At 60.8% G+C, this 17,542-nt stretch carries 8 protein-coding genes; 3 read left to right on the top strand and 5 right to left on the bottom strand.

Annotated elements, in window-relative coordinates; translation table 11 throughout:
* Window positions 1–102: 102 nt before the first annotated feature.
* From SMC7_RS00040 to clpB, 3 genes are all read right to left on the bottom strand, one after another.
* Entirely contained in the window at window positions 103–3,561 is a 3,459-nt protein-coding gene (locus SMC7_RS00040) for a stalk domain-containing protein (RefSeq protein WP_165845006.1), read from the bottom strand.
* A 170-nt stretch (window positions 3,562–3,731) separates the two neighbouring features.
* On the bottom strand, window positions 3,732–6,578 hold the full coding sequence (gene uvrA, locus SMC7_RS00035) for an excinuclease ABC subunit UvrA (RefSeq protein ID WP_119088345.1): 2,847 nt from the start codon (window positions 6,576–6,578) through the stop codon (window positions 3,732–3,734).
* Window positions 6,579–6,647: 69 nt separating this feature from the next.
* Window positions 6,648–9,260: an ATP-dependent chaperone ClpB gene (gene clpB / locus SMC7_RS00030; protein ID WP_119088344.1), complete on the bottom strand. Its 2,613-nt coding sequence runs from the start codon at window positions 9,258–9,260 to the stop codon at window positions 6,648–6,650.
* Window positions 9,261–9,464: 204 nt separating this feature from the next.
* Here clpB and SMC7_RS00025 point away from each other — a divergent pair, with 204 nt between their 5' ends.
* From SMC7_RS00025 to SMC7_RS00015, 3 genes are read left to right on the top strand one after another with little or no spacing between them, the layout of a single operon-like run.
* Window positions 9,465–10,100, top strand: coding sequence for an HD-GYP domain-containing protein (locus SMC7_RS00025; RefSeq protein WP_119088343.1), 636 nt, complete (start codon window positions 9,465–9,467; stop codon window positions 10,098–10,100).
* The gene (locus SMC7_RS00020) at window positions 10,069–11,082 is read left to right on the top strand and encodes a pseudouridine-5'-phosphate glycosidase (protein WP_119088342.1); all 1,014 of its coding nucleotides are present in this window, start codon (window positions 10,069–10,071) and stop codon (window positions 11,080–11,082) included. Before SMC7_RS00025 ends, SMC7_RS00020 begins: the two co-directional genes overlap by 32 nt.
* Window positions 11,083–11,093: 11 nt before the next feature.
* Window positions 11,094–11,999 (top strand): carbohydrate kinase family protein, encoded by a 906-nt coding sequence (locus SMC7_RS00015; RefSeq protein ID WP_119088341.1) that lies wholly within the window; start codon window positions 11,094–11,096, stop codon window positions 11,997–11,999.
* On the opposite strand, the gene SMC7_RS00010 is transcribed toward SMC7_RS00015, so the two are convergent.
* Window positions 11,987–13,006, bottom strand: coding sequence for a DMT family transporter (locus SMC7_RS00010; RefSeq protein ID WP_165845005.1), 1,020 nt, complete (start codon window positions 13,004–13,006; stop codon window positions 11,987–11,989). The genes SMC7_RS00015 and SMC7_RS00010 overlap by 13 nt on opposite strands.
* Window positions 13,007–13,204: 198 nt before the next feature.
* Window positions 13,205–17,323 carry a tandem-95 repeat protein gene (locus SMC7_RS00005; protein WP_119088339.1) on the bottom strand — a complete coding sequence of 1,373 codons (4,119 nt, stop codon included), beginning with the start codon at window positions 17,321–17,323 and terminating at the stop codon, window positions 13,205–13,207.
* Window positions 17,324–17,542: the final 219 nt, after the last annotated feature.

The following is a 17,542-nucleotide window of genomic DNA, read 5'->3' as shown; positions in this document are numbered from 1 at the left end:
AAGCCCCTCGCCGTAGCAGGCGAGGGGCTTCTTCGTACATACGAGAGCCGCCCCCGGGGATGGGCCGGGGGCGGACGTTGTGCACTACGTAAATTGGAAGAGCTACGGCCAGTAGGTCAGGGAGATGGTCCTGGAGATGGGTTCCCAGGCAAGGTCGAGGCCCAGGTTCTCGGCGACAGCCCGCAGTGGAAGGAAGGTACGACCCTTGACGATCATGGGGGCGACGTCCAGGGCAACAGGCTTGCCGTCTACGAGAGCAGTCTTGCTGCCGATGGTCAGAGCAACCGTCCGACTGCCCAGCATGACCGTGGCAGTCTTCGTGGAAGCATTCCACTCCACGGAACCACCAAGTGCTTCGATGAGAGCACGGATGGGAAGCAGCGTGCGACTGTCCTTGATGAATGGAGCGGCGTCCATCTTCTGGGTCATGCCGTTCACCTGCATGTCTGCGCTGCCGATGGTGAGGACGACGTAGAGGGAGGAAGGAGCTGTCGTGGAAGAGGTGCCATAGGTTACTGTAAAGGTCTGGGAACTGGTGTTGCCCGCCTTGTCTGTCGCTTCGACAAGAATACTGTTGGCACCCCGTACGAGTGCCAGCTTCTCACTGAAGGAACCGTCCAGGAAGGGAACGACGGGGATCCCGTTGATCGTAAGAGACTTGAGGCCGGAGCCTGCATCCACTGCGGACCCAGTGATGGAAAGCACTGAGGAGGAAATAGGAAAGGGAAGGGCATCGACCGAGAGAGCCGGCATCATGCTATCCAGGTAGATAGTGAGCTTCTGGTTTGCCCAGTTGCCCGCTCCGTCGGTTGCGATGATCTCGACGTCGTTTCGGCCCTCGGTCAACGAAAGCATATACGTGATGAGGCCGATGCCCACTGGGTCGACGACGACTGTGCCATTGACCTTGATCGTCCACTTGGCATATCCGCCATCATCTTCAAGCGTGAACTGAAGTGGAAATGGCGACGTACAGACGGTGAACGTCTGCACTGGTCCATCGATCCATAACATGACCCCTCTCTCAGTCCCGAATTTCGGCAGGGTGATGGTCGGGGGCAGCACGTCAGCCTGTCGCGAGAACGTCGCGGTGATAGCGTGTGGAGCAGTAACACTCGTCAACGTGAGCGTGAAGCCGAGTTTGTTCGACGCCTCGACGATCTGTGCCCCGTCGAGGACGATGGCTTCGATGAGGTATCCCGCCTCAGGCTTGATGATGTAGGTTTGTGCAGTGTTGTACGGCAGCATCCCCGTTCCAGGGGTTACGGTCCCATGGGGTCCAGCATTCACTGTGACCATGGAGCCATACGCCAGAGTGTACCGCCCGATAAGCTGCGTTTTGCTGCTACCTGCCGTATCCCGGGCTTGGACGAAGACATCAAACGAGCCGCCAGAGACAGAACCCGTGCCGTCAATGTTCACCGCAGCAGTCCCGGTCCAGTCACCGACGACGTTGTCCCCACCACCAAGGGGCGACTTGATGATTCTGTACGCTGCGATGTTGTTCGTGGTCGAAACGATGTTGAACGTAAGCGGGGCCATGCCTTCATAGACGATGGTGCCAAGCACGGGAGTGATGGTGATGGTATTGCCCTCCTTGTAGACCGTGACGGTCTGGCTAAAACGTGCAGACCACTCGCCCTCGCCCTTCCGGACTCGGAGCTTGATGGTATACAGACCGCCTGGCATGCCGGCGAAGTCGAATATCAGCACTGCCGGCTTCGTGGAGTCGGTGTACGTCTTCGCAAGACCCACCTGCTCGACCAGTGTTGCGTTGTACACCTTCCATTCCCAGTCGGTCAGCGCTTCGCCCGCCGGATGGTAAGAGGTGTCGGTGGCGGTCACGGCCGTACCCGTACGGAGACTGATGACAGCCGTATCGGGCATCAGTTCGTTGGTGTCCAGCGAGAACTGCGCGATCGGCGGGGCATTGGTGTCATTGGCCGCATAGCCGATGGCATAGTCGCTCCACTGGAGCGTGACCGAATCCTGTATCCTCAACGACACAAAATTGTAGGTGCCGGCCCCAAACGTGAAACTCTTCGAGCTCGTCGAGCCAGGCTCGTCGACCCATGTACCGGTGGCGACGTCCATATGCTTCCATTGGTAGAGACTGATGAGATTGCCCAGCGACGTGTGAGTGTCGGGCGTCAGGAACGTGACGATCCCACCACCCGGGAACTGCGTGTTGATGATCGGCTTGTCGATGCCGGCCATCAGGGAACGTTGCCCACAGATGTAAGCTGCCAGGGCGGTCGTGCCCTGGTCCAGTGTGAACAGCGCGGCATCGCTCCGGTTGATGAACGTGCCCTTGCCGCTGTTGCGTGCGATGAACCCGTTGGCCTGGTCCATGACGGAGGTGTATCCGCCGATGCTGATCGTATTGTTGATGCCCCATCCGACGTAGTGGGCGTTGTTCTGCATCACGTAATAGAGAATAGTGCTCAGGCTCGAGGTTACGCCAAAATCCGGGACCCCGTCGTTGTCCAAGTTTGCGATGATGCGCAGTGACCCCGGGTAGTTCCAGTTCGTGCTCTTGACGAGGTCCGTGAAGCTGACTGATGTGTCTTCAGACATGCTGATGTTGCTGAAGGTGAACCGCGTGTCCTGCGAGCAGCTATGTGAAAGGTACGATGCAAAGGGGCCGAATCCGAAGTCGTTGAAGACGGCGGGCAGTGTGTAGTTGTCGATCATCTTCGTCTGTACCGTGCTATAGGTGCTGCTGGTGAACTGGTAGAAGGAGACGGTCGTCGGTGATGCCACGAGCTTCAGGTACCTCAGCGTACCACTGGACGTTCCCGGCTTGGCAGTCTGCTGCAGAAGCGTGACGCCACTGTAGGACCCACCGGACAACCCGCCAATCTCGACGTTGTCCAGCCGGTACAGGCGGACGTTGAACTGTGTCAACAGAACCAGGTACCCTGTCAACCTTCGGTCCGAGGGGCCGACGTACGTGTACTTTGTATTGAACAGGAACCCGGCGCCCTCACCACTATGATACGACGTGTTCGCCTCATCGATAGTGAACTGGAAGATCTTGTTGTTAGCGGTCCCATTTGGGGCGAACAGGAAGTCCTTGTAGGCCGGCGCCCCATATCCGTAGAAGTCGATTTGACTACCAGAGCCAGAGCTAATGATGTGATAGTCGTGACACAGGTTTGAGTAATTCTCGTTGTAGTACGTCACCAGACTCGTCGAGGTGCTCTCGGCCAAGCTGACGTTGTTCGTGTGGTCGAACCGGTACCAGTTGAAGCTGCCTGAGACGGCCGCTGACTGCACGGCGTTGACGTGTACCTTGTCTGTCGGAATGCCGCACGTCGCGTTGAGCTTGGCTTTGAGCAAGTCGGCGAACCCGGTTAAGTCCAGGTTGTTGCTGACAGGATCGGCCGCAATGGTAACCTCGATTTCGGGAACCGGCGTCACACTCATGGCAGACGGCAATCCGCCCGGTTGGATCCACAAGCCTGCAAACATGGTGAGTGCGACCAGAGCCGCCAAGCTTCTTCGCATTGATCGACATACCGTTTGCGCGCCTTCTTTGGAACCCCATCGATTCGTCATGTTTTCTCCCATCACCTAGGATGAACCACTGCCTCCAATTATATGGGCTCGCCGCCGTTGTCAAGGGCTGCGCATCGACTCGATCAGGTGGACATGACAGTGCAGAGACCGGCGGGAGCACCATGGGACAATCTGGGGCGGTGCCACACAGCCAAGTGCACTGATCTCTGCTACGACTCAGCAGTCCGTGTCGACACCTTGTCCTTGAGGAACTGCCCCGTCAGAGAATCAGGGTTGCGGGCGATCTGCTCCGGCGTGCCCGTGGCGATGATGCGGCCACCCTTGTCGCCGCCCTCGGGGCCCAAGTCGATGACCCAGTCGGCGTTCTTGATGACGTCCAGGTTGTGCTCGATGACGATGACCGTGTTGCCTTTGTTGGTCAGCTCCTGGAGGACACCCACGAGCTTCTCGACGTCAGCGAAGTGCAGGCCGGTCGTCGGCTCGTCGAGGATGTACAGGGTCCTTCCTGCCGTCCGCTTGCCCAGTTCGGCTGCCAGCTTGATGCGCTGGGCCTCACCGCCCGACAGGGTCACGGCACTCTGCCCAAGACGGATGTAGCCAAGCCCGACGGCGTCCAGCAGCTTCAGCATGTGCTTGAGACGTGCGTGCGCCTCGAAAAAGTGCAGGGCCTCCTCGACCGACATCTCCAGCACGTCAGCGATGGATTTGCCCTTGTAGCGGACCTCGAGCGTCTCGGAGTTGAAGCGCGCCCCGTGGCACACTTCGCAGGGAACATAGACGTCGGGCAGAAACTGCATCTCGACCTTGGTGAACCCGTTGCCTTCGCAGGCCTCGCAGCGGCCGCCCTTCACGTTGAAACTGAACCGGCCGGGCTGGTACCCGCGCACCTTCGCCTCCGGCATGCGAGCGTAGACCTCGCGGATGGGCGTGAACAACCCTGTATACGTAGCGGGGTTGCTGCGCGGCGTGCGCCCAATAGGCGCCTGGTCGACCACGATGACGCGGTCGATGTATGCGACACCCGTCAGCTTCTCGTAGTGGCCGGGCTGATCCTTGGCATGGTACAGCTCGCGCGCCAGCCCCTTGTACAGGCAGTCGTTGATCAGCGTGGACTTGCCCGAGCCGGAGACGCCGGTGATGCAGGTGAACATGTGCAGGGGGATGTCCGCGTCGATGTTCTTGAGGTTGTGCTCCGTCGCGCCCGTGATAAGCAGGTGTTCGCCGTTGGGTGTGCGCCTGGTTGCCGGCAGAGGGACGGACAGCTTGCCCGTCAGGTACTGCCCCGTCAGCGACGTCGGCTCGGCGATGATGTCTGCTAGGCTACCTGCAGCCACGATGCGTCCGCCGTGTTCGCCGGCCCCCGGGCCCACGTCGACCAGGTAGTCCGCCGTACGGATGGTCTCCTCGTCGTGTTCCACGATAACCAGCGTGTTGCCCAGGTCGCGCAGTTCCCGCAGGGTACTCAGGAGGCGCTCGTTGTCCCGCGGATGCAGGCCGATGGACGGTTCGTCCAGCACGTAGAGGACGCCCACCAGCTTGCTACCCACCTGCGTCGCGAGGCGCAGTCGCTGCGCTTCACCGCCGGCGAGTGTCGCCGACGCGCGCGACAGCGTCAGGTACCCGAGGCCGACGTCCAGGATGAACTTCAGCCGTTCGTTGATCTCGCGCAGGACCTGCTTGGCAATCGTGCGCTGCGTCTCCGTCATGGTTCCCGGCAACTGCGCAACATACTGCGACGCCTGGTCGACCGACATGTCGGTGACCTCACTGATATTGAGACCAGCCAGCTTGACAGCCAGCGCCTCGGGCTTCAGGCGCCTGCCGTGACAGGTCGGGCAGTCCTTCTGCACCATGAAGCGCTCGTACTCCTCTTTCATTGCTTCCGAGGTCGTCTCTTCATACCGGCGTGCCAGGAGGTTGATGAGCCCTTCCCAGTGGAACTTGTAGACGTGGTCGAGCCCTGCGCCGTCCTCCCAGTGGACCGGGATGCGTTCCTTGTCGCCATGCAGGACAATGTCCATAGCGCCCGGAGGCAGGTCCCGCACCTTCCGGTCCGGGTCATATCCGCGGAAGCGGAGCGCTTGCACGACGAAGTCCTTGCTGAAGGTGGACGCGGCAAGGAAGCCGGGGATCTGGATGGCCCCCTCAGGCAGCGACTTGTCGCGGTCGACGATCATGTCGATGTCCGGCTCCAGTTGGAAGCCGAGACCCGTGCACGTCGGGCACGCGCCGTAGGGCGAGTTGAACGAGAACAGGCGCGGCTCAATCTCCTGGATGCTGTAGCCGCAGATGGGACATGCGAAAGTGCTCGAGAAGAAGTCGAGCTTGCCCGTCGCCAAGTCCAGAACCTTGAGCACGCTGTCCCCTTCCTTGAGCGCCAGTTCCACCGAGTCGAACAGGCGCGTGCGTTCGTCCGCGGTGACCAGCAGCTTATCGACGATGAGCTCGATCGTGTGCTTACGCTTCTTGTCGATGCCCGGGACCGGGTCGTCGACGCTGTACTCGGTGCCATCGACACGGTAATTCTCGAACCCCTTGCGCTGGACGTCTTCGATGAGCTTGCGGTACTCGCCCTTACGCCCCTCCACCGCAGGCGCCAGCAGAGCAACGGTGCGCCCAGTGTAGCCCGCCAGCACGTGCTCGACGATCTCCTGGGGCGACTGCTTCGTGATGGGGATATCGTGGTTGGGACAGTACGGAACGCCGGCGCGTGCAAACAGCAGGCGCAGGTAATCATAGATCTCGGTCAGCGTGCCGACCGTGGACCGGGGGTTCTTGCTGGCTGACCGCTGGTCGATGGCGATGGCGGGCGACAGCCCTTCGATGAGGTCGACGTCCGGCTTCTGCATCAGGCCGATGAATTGCCGGGCATAGGCGGAGAGAGATTCGACATACCGGCGCTGCCCCTCGGCGTACAGGGTGTCGAACGCCAGCGACGACTTGCCCGAGCCGGAGACACCGGTGATGACGATGATCTTGTTGCGCGGGAGACGCACGCTCACGTCTTTCAGGTTATGGACGCGCGCACCCTTGATGAAAATGCTTTCTTCAGCCATTCATCGACCTCTCACTTCGAATTGTGAATTCCCTTGGTGCGAGGCACCAAGGGCATTCACATTTGTGGGCTAGTGCTTGCGGAAGACGACACGGTCCGCTTCGTAGTCGGCCAGGACCTTGTCGCCAGGCTTGACCTCGCCAGACAACAGAGCGTCGGCCAGACGGTCTTCCAGGACCTTCTGGACCGTGCGCTTGAGCGGACGGGCGCCATAGGTCGGGTCGTAGCCGATGGTCACGAGATGCCTGCGCAAGTTGTCGGACACCATCAGTTCGATGTCACGCTCGCGCACCTTGGCCACAGTCCGTTCGATGACCAAGTTCAGGATCTCCGCCAGTTCGGTCTGTCCCAGCGGGTTGAAGACAACCACCTCGTCCACGCGGTTGAGGAACTCCGGACGGAACACCGTCTTCATGTGCTCCAGCACCACGGTGGTGACGCGCGAGTATGCCTCTTCGTACGCGACCGTCCCAGGCGTTGCCTCGATGCGGCTGATGATGTCGCTGCCGATGTTGCTGGTCATGATGATGACCGTGTTGCGGAAGTTGACCGTACGGCCCTTGCCATCTGTCAGGCGCCCGTCGTCCAGGACCTGCAGCAGGATGTCGAACACGTCGGGATTGGCCTTCTCGATCTCGTCCAGCAGGACGACCGAGTACGGATGCCGGCGCACGGCCTCTGTCAACTGTCCGCCCTCTTCATAGCCGACGTACCCGGGAGGCGCGCCAACGAGGCGGCTGACACTGAATTTCTCCATATATTCGCTCATGTCGATGCGGACCATGCGGTTCTCGTCGTCGAACAGCACCTCGGCCAGCGCTTTGGACAGCTCGGTCTTGCCGACGCCCGTGGGGCCCAGGAAGATAAAGCTGCCGATCGGGCGACTGGGGTCCGACATGCCTGCGCGCGACCGCTTGATGGCCGAGGCGACGGCATGGATTGCCTGCTCCTGGCCGATGACGCGCTTTGCAAGACGTTCCTCCAGGTTGACCAGCCTGGTCACCTCGGTCTCCATCATACGGGACACTGGGATGCCGGTCCAGCGGCTGACGACCTGCGCGATCTCCTCTTCGGTCACCGACTGCTTGAGTTCGACGCCGCCCTTGTCCTGTGACTCGAGCTGGTCGTGCTGTGCCTCCACCTTCTTCTCCAGTTCAGGAATCGCGCCGTACTTGAGCTGCGCCGCGGTCTCGAGGTCTCCCTCGCGCGTCGCCTTTGTGAATGCGACTTTCTTCTCCTCGAGCTCCTTGCCAAGCCTTGCCGCTTCCTCGATGACGTCCTTCTGCTTGCGCCAGGACAGCTTCAGCCGGTCCGCCTTCTCCTTCAGTTGCGCGATCTCCGCCTGGACATCGCCCAGGCGCTTCTTGGACTTGTCATCGGTCTCGGCAACCAGCGACTTGCGTTCCATCTCCAGGATGATCAGTCTGCGGTCCAGTTCGTCGATCTCGACAGGCATGCTCTCGAGCTGCATCTTGACCATCGACGCCGCCTCGTCCATGAGGTCGATGGCCTTGTCGGGCAGGAAGCGGTCGGTGATGTAGCGTGCCGACAGCTTGGCCGCCATGACCAGGGCCCCATCCGCAATGCGCACACCGTGGTGCGTCTCATACCGTTCCTTGAGGCCGCGCAGGATGGCGATCGTATCCTCGACCGACGGCTCACCAACCAGGACCGGTTGGAACCGGCGCTGCAACGCAGCATCCTTTTCGATGATCTTGCGGTACTCGTCGATCGTCGTGGCGCCGATCGTCCGCAGTTCACCCCTCGCAAGCGCCGGTTTCAGCATGTTGGAAGCGTCCATGGCTCCCTCGGCCGCGCCGGCCCCGACGACCGTGTGCAGTTCGTCGATGAACATGATGATTTTGCCATTACTGGCTGTGACGGCCTTGAGCACGGACTTGAGCCGGTCTTCGAACTCGCCGCGAAACTTGGCGCCCGCGATCATCGCGCCCAGGTCGAGCGCAAAGATGGTCTTGTCCTTGAGCTCCTCAGGAACGTCCCGCGCCACGATACGCTGCGCAAGACCTTCGACGACGGCCGTCTTGCCGACGCCGGCATCGCCGATGAGCACCGGGTTGTTCTTGGTCCGACGCATGAGGATCTGCATGACGCGCCGGATCTCCTCGTCACGGCCGATGACCGGGTCCAGCTTACCCTGGCGCGCCTGCTCCGTCAGGTCCCGACCGTATTTCTTGAGTGCGTCGTATTTATCTTCGGGTTCCTGGTCCGTCACGCGTTCCGTGCCACGCACCTTCACCAGCGCACTCAGGATGGCTTGCTTCGTGACGCCGGCCTGCTTCAGCAATGGTCCGCATGAGCGGCTGTTCTCGGCCAGCGCGATGAGCAGGTGCTCGACGCTGATGTATTCGTCCTTGAGCGCCGTCATCTCCTCCTCAGCCTTGCGGATGACCGTGTTCAGGTCCTCTGAGATAACGAGCTGGCCGACAGGGACGCTGCCCGAAACCTTGGGAAGCCGTTCGATTTCCTGTTCGACGTGCGACGACAGCGCTTCGACCGAAACGTTGAGATATGGGAAGAGGGAAGCCGCAAGGCCCTCCTTCTGATCAAGAATGGCCCGGAGAAGATGTAACGAATCGGTGGTTTGGTTGCCGTGGCCTTCGCTGAACCGCGCCGCCTGCTGCAATGCTTCAGCTGACTTCGTCGTAAACTTGTCGAGTGTCATATCGTCCGCCCTTGGGGCGTCACCACCTCCCGTATGCAGAGCACGTTTGTGCCGATCTGAGACCGTCACAGTATACGGTGGGCTTGAAAAAATGCCAAGCACCCATATGATGAAGAAGCATTGCCGTGCCAAGAGCACGGAGCTCGTCCAGGACTGACATACGGGAGGGTCGACCTTGTTCGTTCTCCTGACGGTAGCACGGAAATGAGCCCTGAACTCCTGCTCGAACAGACACTCAGCGGGGGCATGAGAGAAGGCGTTGTGGGAGCGCTGCTGGAGGTGCTCGAGCGTACCGATAACTTTACGCTCACGCATTCCTATCGTGTTGCCCAACTTGCCGTCCCCATGGGGGTCGCCCTTCACCTGTCCGAGGACAACCTCGAAACCCTCCGCGTCGCGGCGTTGCTTCATGATCTGGGCAAAGCCTTCATTCCCGCACAGATCCTGCTCAAACAGGACTTCCTCACCGAAGAGGAATTTGCCATCATGCGCAAGCACGCCGAGTACGGTTCTGCCGTCATCGGGCGGGTCCCCGGCTTCTCTGACGTCTGTGACATCATCGAGTCCCATCATGAACGATACGACGGTGCAGGCTATCCTCATGGAACGGCCGGCACGGCCATCCCGTTGGGTGGACGCATCCTCGCGGTGGCTGACTCGTTCGATGCCATGGTGACTGCGCGCGTGTATCGGCATGGCGCACAGCCCGACATGGCTGCCGCGGAAGTGGCGCGGTGCGCCGGATCGCAGTTCGACCCGGTTGTCGTGGAAGCCTTTCTGGCCACAACACACTTCAGTGGAGCCCATCATGGCGAGAAGAGCACAGCGCAGCGAACATGATCAGCTGACCGGGCACAAGACCGGCAGCAGCGTCACCAAGGGGTTCGCCGAGGGAGCCAGGCGCGGCGAGACCTATCTGGAAGAGTTCGTCATCGCCGAGGAAGTCCAGGAGGCTCTCCGCAAGGGAACGCCCGTCGTCGCCCTCGAGTCTGCCATCATCACCCATGGCATGCCGTACCCGATCAACCTCGAACTGGCACAGGAGCTCGAGGGCATCGTCCGCAAGGGCGGAGGAATCCCGGCCACGACTGCCCTGGTTTCGGGCAAGATCCGCGTGGGCCTCTCCAGGTCTGAACTCGAGATGCTCGCTCGGGCCAAGTGGGTCAAGAAGATCGGACCCCGCGACATCCCCGTCGCCGTTGCCATGGGATTCAGCGGAGGCACGACCGTCGCTGCGTCGTTGCACATCGCCGACGCGGCAGGCATTCGCGTCTTTGTCACCGGTGGCATCGGCGGCGTGCACCGCGGCGTGAGCGAGGTCCTCGACATCTCACAGGACCTGCCCGTGATCGGGCGAGCTCGCTGCATCACCGTGTGTGCAGGTGCCAAGTCCATCCTGGATCTGAGGAATACGCTGGAGTACCTCGAGACGATGTCCATCCTCGTCCTGGGCTACCAGACCGACACCCTGCCCGCCTTCTACGTACGCGATTCCGGCATCCCGCTCGAGCACCGCGTCGAGAGCGCATCGGACATCGCAGCCATCGTGGAGGCACGCGACCGTCTGAAGCTCGACACCGGGATCCTCGTCACCAACCCGATCGCCGAGAGTGACCAGGTCGACCCGGCAAAGCACGAGAAGGTCCTTCAGGCAGCGCTCAAGAAGGCTGCGGAAGAGGGCGTCGAGGGCAAGGCGATGACGCCATACATCCTGGCCTACATGCAGAAGAACCTGCCCGGCGTCATTGAGGCCAACATCGCCCTGATCAAGAGCAACGTCGCGCTGGGGACACAGATCGCCACCCTGCTGAAGCTCCGCTGATCGCTGGTCCCATGTTCTTTGTCACGGGTGACCTCAACATCGACACCACGACAGTAGCGCCTGCCCTGTCGCCTTCCGGAAAGGAAGCGCAGGCGGACATTATGTTGTCCTGCGGGGGGCAGGGAGGCAATGTCGCCTTCTTCCTGCGATGCCAGGGCCGGCCGGTACAACTGTTCGGTACCTTGGGGACCGATGTCGCAGGAGACCTGTATGCTGTGCGCCTGGCGCGCCTCGGCATCGCATACGCGGGAGACCGCGTCGACACTCCGACAGGCATGGTCAGCGTCGTCCAGGAGGCTGGCTCCTATCACATGTACCGTCAGCGAGGCGCCAACGCAGCGGTGGATCCAGCCGCATTCGTACGCTTCGTACGCAGCGCGCGCAAGACCGCTGGAGACTTCCTGTTCGTCTCAGGGTACAGCCTGCTTGATGAGGGTTGCCGAACAGCACTCGGGGCGGTGCTGACAAGTTCGGCCCCCACACGACCGGTCGTCGTCATGGATCCCGCCAGCATCGACGCCATGAACTCCATGGGCCGCGACGCAGTCCTTGCAGCGGCACGATGCTGCGACTACCTGTTGCCCAACGAAGAGGAAGCCTGCTGGCTCACACAGGAGACAGATGCGATGGAGGCAGCCAGAGCACTCCACCGATCGATTGGGGCAACCATCGTTGTCAAGCTCGGCGCACGAGGTGCCCTCCTCTGCAGTGACCAGAGCATCATCACGGCACCTGGCGTTGCCCTTACGCCCGTCGACGTGACTGGGGCGGGAGACTCCTTCGCGGCCGCCTTTTTGTCTGCGCTTGCCTCGAAGTCAGACCCCGCGATTGCGCTGACAGCCGCCGTGCGCTTCAGCGCCGCCAAGGTGCAGCTGGCAGGAACACAACCTCTGGAGCTCCTGGGTTACAGTGGCTGACCCTCAGCGCCCCCAGGTCCTTCCGCAGCAGAGCGGCGGCTGACAACGATCCCCACTGCCAGCCCGGCCAGAATGATGGCGCCTCCCACAAGCTCGGCCGGACCCGGCCGATCACCCAGCACCAGGAACGCCAGCAGGCTGCCCAGAATTGGCTCCCACAACAGCATGAGCGCCACGAACTGCGGCTGAAACGACTTGAGCGAAGCATTGATGAGGCCGTGGCCGACGGTTTGTCCCAGGACGGCGGTCACCGCGAGCCACAGAAACGACGTGCCCGACAGCGCCAGGAGCGGCCTTCCAGCTACAACGCACACGACCCCCGTCAGGACAGCGGCCCAACCGAACGTGCCCACATTGTAGGAAACAGGGTCCATCTCCCGGGACGCCCTGCGCCCGACGATAAGATACAGCGACGACGCCAGCGCCCCACCGAGCGCCAGCAGGTTTCCGAGGTTGGCGCCCGTGCCGGACCGCAGCCCAATGAACACACCGCCCGCGGTCACGACCCCGACAGCCACCCACAGCAGAGGGCTGGTACGTCCCCGAAACAGGACGAGGTCCAGGACAGCCACAAACAACGGGGTCATGGTGACGAATACCAGCGAGGACAACACGGAGGTCATCGACAGCGACGTCACCCACAGAGCGAAATGCACAGCCAGGAACGCGCCCGCCAGCATTGTAACGCTTCGGGACACAACCACCCCTCGTCTTGAACAGAAAGGCTTGGGGGGTTCCGTTTCTGTAACAGTGTTACACTTCGGGACAGGTCCATTCCTGGCGAGCGTGTTGCGCCTGCGCCACACTTGGAGCGGAAGCAGGAGGAGCGTCGACAGCGCTAAGCGCCAGAACGCCGTCACAAGAGGATCGGTTCCCGCCAGCTTCATATACGTCGACGTGCCAGAGACGCCCAGCACGGCCAGGATCAGCCCTGCCCAGGCCCGGATGTCGGGTCGACCCCCACTCTTCTGCCGCGCTGCTGCTCTCATGCCGTACAGTATAGTCACACTCCACTCTGACGAGAGCATCGGAGACTGTAACACTCTCGGGACGGTTCCGTTTCTGTAACAGGGGACAGACGTGTTTGTTGTAACACTTCCACCAACAGGGAACACAGACATTTCGTAGCAAGCTGACAGCATCTGTGCATGCAAAGGGCCCGCCAGTAATGGCGGGCCCAAGTCATTCAGGAGACGAGAAGGATGTCAGGGTTCCCAGGTGATGGTGATCGTCCGCGTGGGAGGATACCAGCCGATCTCCAGACCAAGCTGCTCGGCGATGAACCGCACGGGCAGGAAGGTCCTGCCCCCAAGGATGATGGGGACGACCTTGCTGTTGGCAGGATCGATGAGGATGCTCTTGCCACTCACGGTGGCCGTGTTCTTGCCGATGGTCAGCACCATGGTGACCCCACGCGCTTTGACTGTGACCTGACGGGTCTTGGCATTCCAGGCAATGGAGCCGCCCAGTTCGTGCACAAGTGCCCGCAGAGGCAGGAGGGTCCTGCTCTCCTTGATGACCGGTGCCGTATCAAGAGCAACCGTCCTGCCGCTCACATCCATCTTTGTCCTGCCGATGGTAAGCGTGATGACAGTAGCAGCGGGCAGGGGCTGGGCGGTCGTGGCATACGTCACCGTGTAGGTGGCTGTTGCCGTGTGTCCGGCCTTGTCCTCGGCTTCGATGAGGATTCTGTTGATTCCCCTCGTGAGGGTAAGCGTCTCCTGGAAAGAACCATCCAGGTAAGGTATCACTGCTGTTCCGTTGATGCTCACCCACTTCAGACCCGCAACGGCATCCCCGACGCTGCCGGCGATCGTCAACCGGGAGGTCGTGACAGAGGAGGGAAGCGCAGGTTCAACGGTCAGCACCGGGCCCATGGTGTCCAGGTAGATGGCCAGCTTCACGCTGGCGGTATTGCCTGAAGCATCGGAAGCACTGATTTCGACGTCATTGCGACCTTCTGAGAGCGGCACGGGATAGGTGATGACGCCGGCCCCGACGGGGTCGACAATGACCACGCCGTTCACCTTGATCGTCCATTTCGCAGATCCGCTGTTGTCTTCCAGTGTGAACTGGAGCGAGAACGGAGAGCTGTTCACGACAAAGGTCTGAACGGGTGCACCGGACCAGCTGGTCACACCGGGCCAGGAGAAGAAGTCAGGAAGATCGATGGTCGGAAGGACCATATCGAGGGACCTGGCAGAGAGGAACGCACTGTCCACGGTCGTGCTCATGGTCGCAGGGAGTCCTACGCCATTGTCCGTACAGGTAACACGGACCGCGAGATACATCCCTCCGTCGATGGGAGAAACCACATAGGTCGAAGCTGTCGCGCCGGGGATGAGCACGAGGCCCGTCCCTGCAGCGTCGCGTGCCCGCAGCCACTGGTACGTGTAGGAAAGCACCGAAGTGCCGGAAACGTCCGTGTCGATCGCATCGTTCCAGCTGCCGACCACGGAGCGCACCTCGTAGTTCACGAACAGGCTGCCGGCGATGCCGGGGTGCACTGTGCTAACAGGAGCGTCGTTGCGGGGGTTCACGGTGACCGTCACAGTGATGGTGGCGGTACCCGTCAGACCGTCATCGACCTGAAGGGTGAAGGAGTCCACGCCGTTCCAGTTGGATGCAGGATGGTAGAACGACGGAACTATCGACATCCCAACTGATGGGGCAGGAAGTGTCAGCGTACCGTGTGCAGGAGACGCGAGGATGTGCCATGTCAGTGTGTCGACAGCATCCGAGTCTGTTGCATGGAGCGTGAACGTGAAGGCAACCGGCGACTTATCCTCGTCGCAGGCTGTAGATACTGAGGCCCCTTCGGTGATGACCGGTGCAGCGTTGAGGATGGTTACCGATACGGGTGTCGACAGCTCCGACGTCGTCTGGTGCAGAGGGAGTCCGACGCCGTCGTCGGTGCACGTGACTTTGGACCGGACCGGTTGAAGGTTGTCGGCAAGGGTCAATATATATGTCGGACCGACGGCACCGGGGATGTCGGCAAATATCGTCCCCCCGTCCGTGCTACGCTGCCATTGATAAGCATAGGACAGGGCCGACGTGCCGGAAACGCTCGTGTCCATGAGATCATTCCAGACACCATCCGTCGTGGCTAGGGTGCGGCCAACATGCGGAATTCCTGAAATGACAGGGACCGCCGTATTCACTGGCGGGTCATTCACGGGAGTGACGGTGATGTTGAAGGTCTGTGCAGCGGTCGTGAGAGCGGCACCGCCCCTCGTGGCGTCGTCCGTGAGCGTGAGCGACACCGTCGCCACGCCGTTCATGTTGGCAGCCGGGGTATACGTCAGGATACCGGTAGCAGGATCGACGGCCGGCTGAACGCTGAAGAGTCCGTTATTGTTGTTGGTGGCGATGAACGTCAGAACCTGCGGAATCTCGTTGGCTGGACCGACACTGATGGCCGTCGCCCACGGGTTCACCGTCTGCGCACCGCAATCCTCGAGGACTGTCTGGTCGGCGCCCTTGGTGAAGGAGGGCATGTCGTTGACGGGAGTGACGGTGATGGTGAACGTCTGGGGAGGCGAGGTGTTGACGCCACCGTTCGCGGTTCCGCCGTTGTCGCCGAGGGTCACGGTCACGGTCGTAGGGCCGTTCGCATCGGCGGCCAGCGTGTACGTCAGCGTGCCAGTACCAGAGTTGATGGCTGGCTGGACACTGAACAGTGCATTGTTGTCATTGGTGACGTTGAACGCCAGGGTCTGGCTGGATTCGTCTGCAGGACCGGCGCTCATGGCGCTTGCCCACCCGACGACCGTGTGTAGGCCAGTATCCTCGAAGGCTGTCTGGTCTCCGCCCTTCGTGAAGCTGGGAGCGTCATTGACGGCGGTGATCGTAACGTTTACGGTGATGTCATCGGTGCCGCCATACGTGTCGCTGACACGCACAACGAACGAGTCCGAGCCGTTATAGTTGGCGGCGACAGCATATCCGATGCTCTTGCTTGCGCCGGTGCCACTTGCCGTGGCCGTGCCGTGGGAAGCAGCTGACGAGATACTCCACGTGAGGGTGTCGCCGTCGACGTCCGTCGCGTGAAGCGTGAGGCTGAACGCCGTGGGGCTTCCGTCCTCGCTCATGGTGACTGACGTCGATGCGCCTTCGGTGATGATAGGGAGGCTGTTTGCAACCTGAGACGACCACGCGGAGTATGCGAACGTGCTCTGAGACGAAGGAAGGCCCTCGCCAGTATCGGTGCAGTTCACAGAGATCCGAATATACTTGTGTGCACTTCCGGTGCCGATAACGTATGTCGAGGAGTTTGCTCCCGGGATGACTGTCAGGTTCGCACCAGCGGTAGAATCTGCTCGCTGCCACACATACTCATAGCTCAACGTGCCAGGCACCATGTCCAGATTGTCGTTCCAGGTGCCAGAGGTGGCCGTCAATGTATCACCGACGTTCATGGTGCCAGAGACGGTAGGAAGCGCTGTATTCACGGGAGCATCGTTAACGGCATTCACCGTGACGGTGACAGTAGCAGTCAGGACTTCTACCGGGGCTGCAGGATCACCAGCCATGCCACCGTACTCGACAACATAGCCTGCAACAGTAGCAGTGGACGAAAGATCGTTCCACAGTCCTGTACTGCCGCCAAGGAACTGACCATAGTCTTCGTCACCGCCGCTGTTATTGGGCTCGCCGCCATTCCAATTGTTGTAGCGGCTACCGACGGCGGTATAGCCTCCCGTAGAGTTGCCGTACCCACCACCGCCTGTCTCGGTGCAGAACTGCGTACTTGCTTCCGGGCCTGTGACCCAGCACCACGTTCCTTCGGATGAAACATCGCTAGCTCCCATCCAGGCAGTAGTGCCGTTCAGCTTGGTATTCACGAAGTTCTGTTCTCCGTCCGATGTTATCGTCACAAGGTATCCCTGCAGTCCGTATAAATGCTTGCCTGCAGCAGCTGTCTGTGCGGCGCTCCACGTTATTCCACCGGGCACTGAGACGAACTCGTAGTAGTGACTGGTTCCAGAGTAATATGGGTTAGCGCTCTGGAGGACAGTATACGTGAACGAGTCCGTCCCATTCCAGTTGGCATTGGGGGTGTAGGTGATGCTCCCTCCCCCAGACACGATGTTCGCAGTGCCATGCCCAGGAGTCCCGGTTGAGTCAACTCTGAGTCCGGTACCACTATCGTTCGTGAGAACGGTGCAGTTGACGGCAATATCCTCATTGGTGGTATATGCATCATTGGCTGCCGTCACTGCACTGACCGGCGCCGCTAGTGAAGCGCTGCACAGCAGCATGGCCAGAAGTGCAACGATCGCTTTGCCAAACAACCGCTTCACTACTCTTCCTGATGTCATCTCTCCCCCTGAATGTGCAAGCTAAGTGAAGAATGGCCCACAATCCCCACATGTCAAGAGCAGTCGAGGTATTTCAGGTGAGGTGTTGGATTGCGCAGGACTGGGTTCCCGCGTGCCCCCCAGATATGGAAAAACCCCCGTGAGGGGGAAACGCCCCTCGCATTGAGAAAAAGTGCTCGGGGGGGATATGGAAACAACATGACCCTGGCAGCGACCTAC

The sequence above is a fragment of the Candidatus Cryosericum terrychapinii genome, from assembly GCF_003570925.1.
In the GTDB taxonomy this organism is placed as follows: domain Bacteria; phylum Caldisericota; class Caldisericia; order Cryosericales; family Cryosericaceae; genus Cryosericum; species Cryosericum terrychapinii.
Note: the sequence above shows the minus strand (reverse complement) of the source record. Positions and strands in the feature narration are given on the sequence as shown.

Coding starts and splice junctions, on each gene's coding strand:
- SMC7_RS00040 (WP_165845006.1), bottom strand. CDS start 3,561: ATGACGAATCGATGGGGTTCCAAAGAAGGCGCGCAAACGGTATGTCGA.
- uvrA (WP_119088345.1), bottom strand. CDS start 6,578: ATGGCTGAAGAAAGCATTTTCATCAAGGGTGCGCGCGTCCATAACCTG.
- clpB (WP_119088344.1), bottom strand. CDS start 9,260: ATGACACTCGACAAGTTTACGACGAAGTCAGCTGAAGCATTGCAGCAG.
- SMC7_RS00025 (WP_119088343.1), top strand. CDS start 9,465: ATGAGCCCTGAACTCCTGCTCGAACAGACACTCAGCGGGGGCATGAGA.
- SMC7_RS00020 (WP_119088342.1), top strand. CDS start 10,069: ATGGCGAGAAGAGCACAGCGCAGCGAACATGATCAGCTGACCGGGCAC.
- SMC7_RS00015 (WP_119088341.1), top strand. CDS start 11,094: ATGTTCTTTGTCACGGGTGACCTCAACATCGACACCACGACAGTAGCG.
- SMC7_RS00005 (WP_119088339.1), bottom strand. CDS start 17,323: ATGACATCAGGAAGAGTAGTGAAGCGGTTGTTTGGCAAAGCGATCGTT.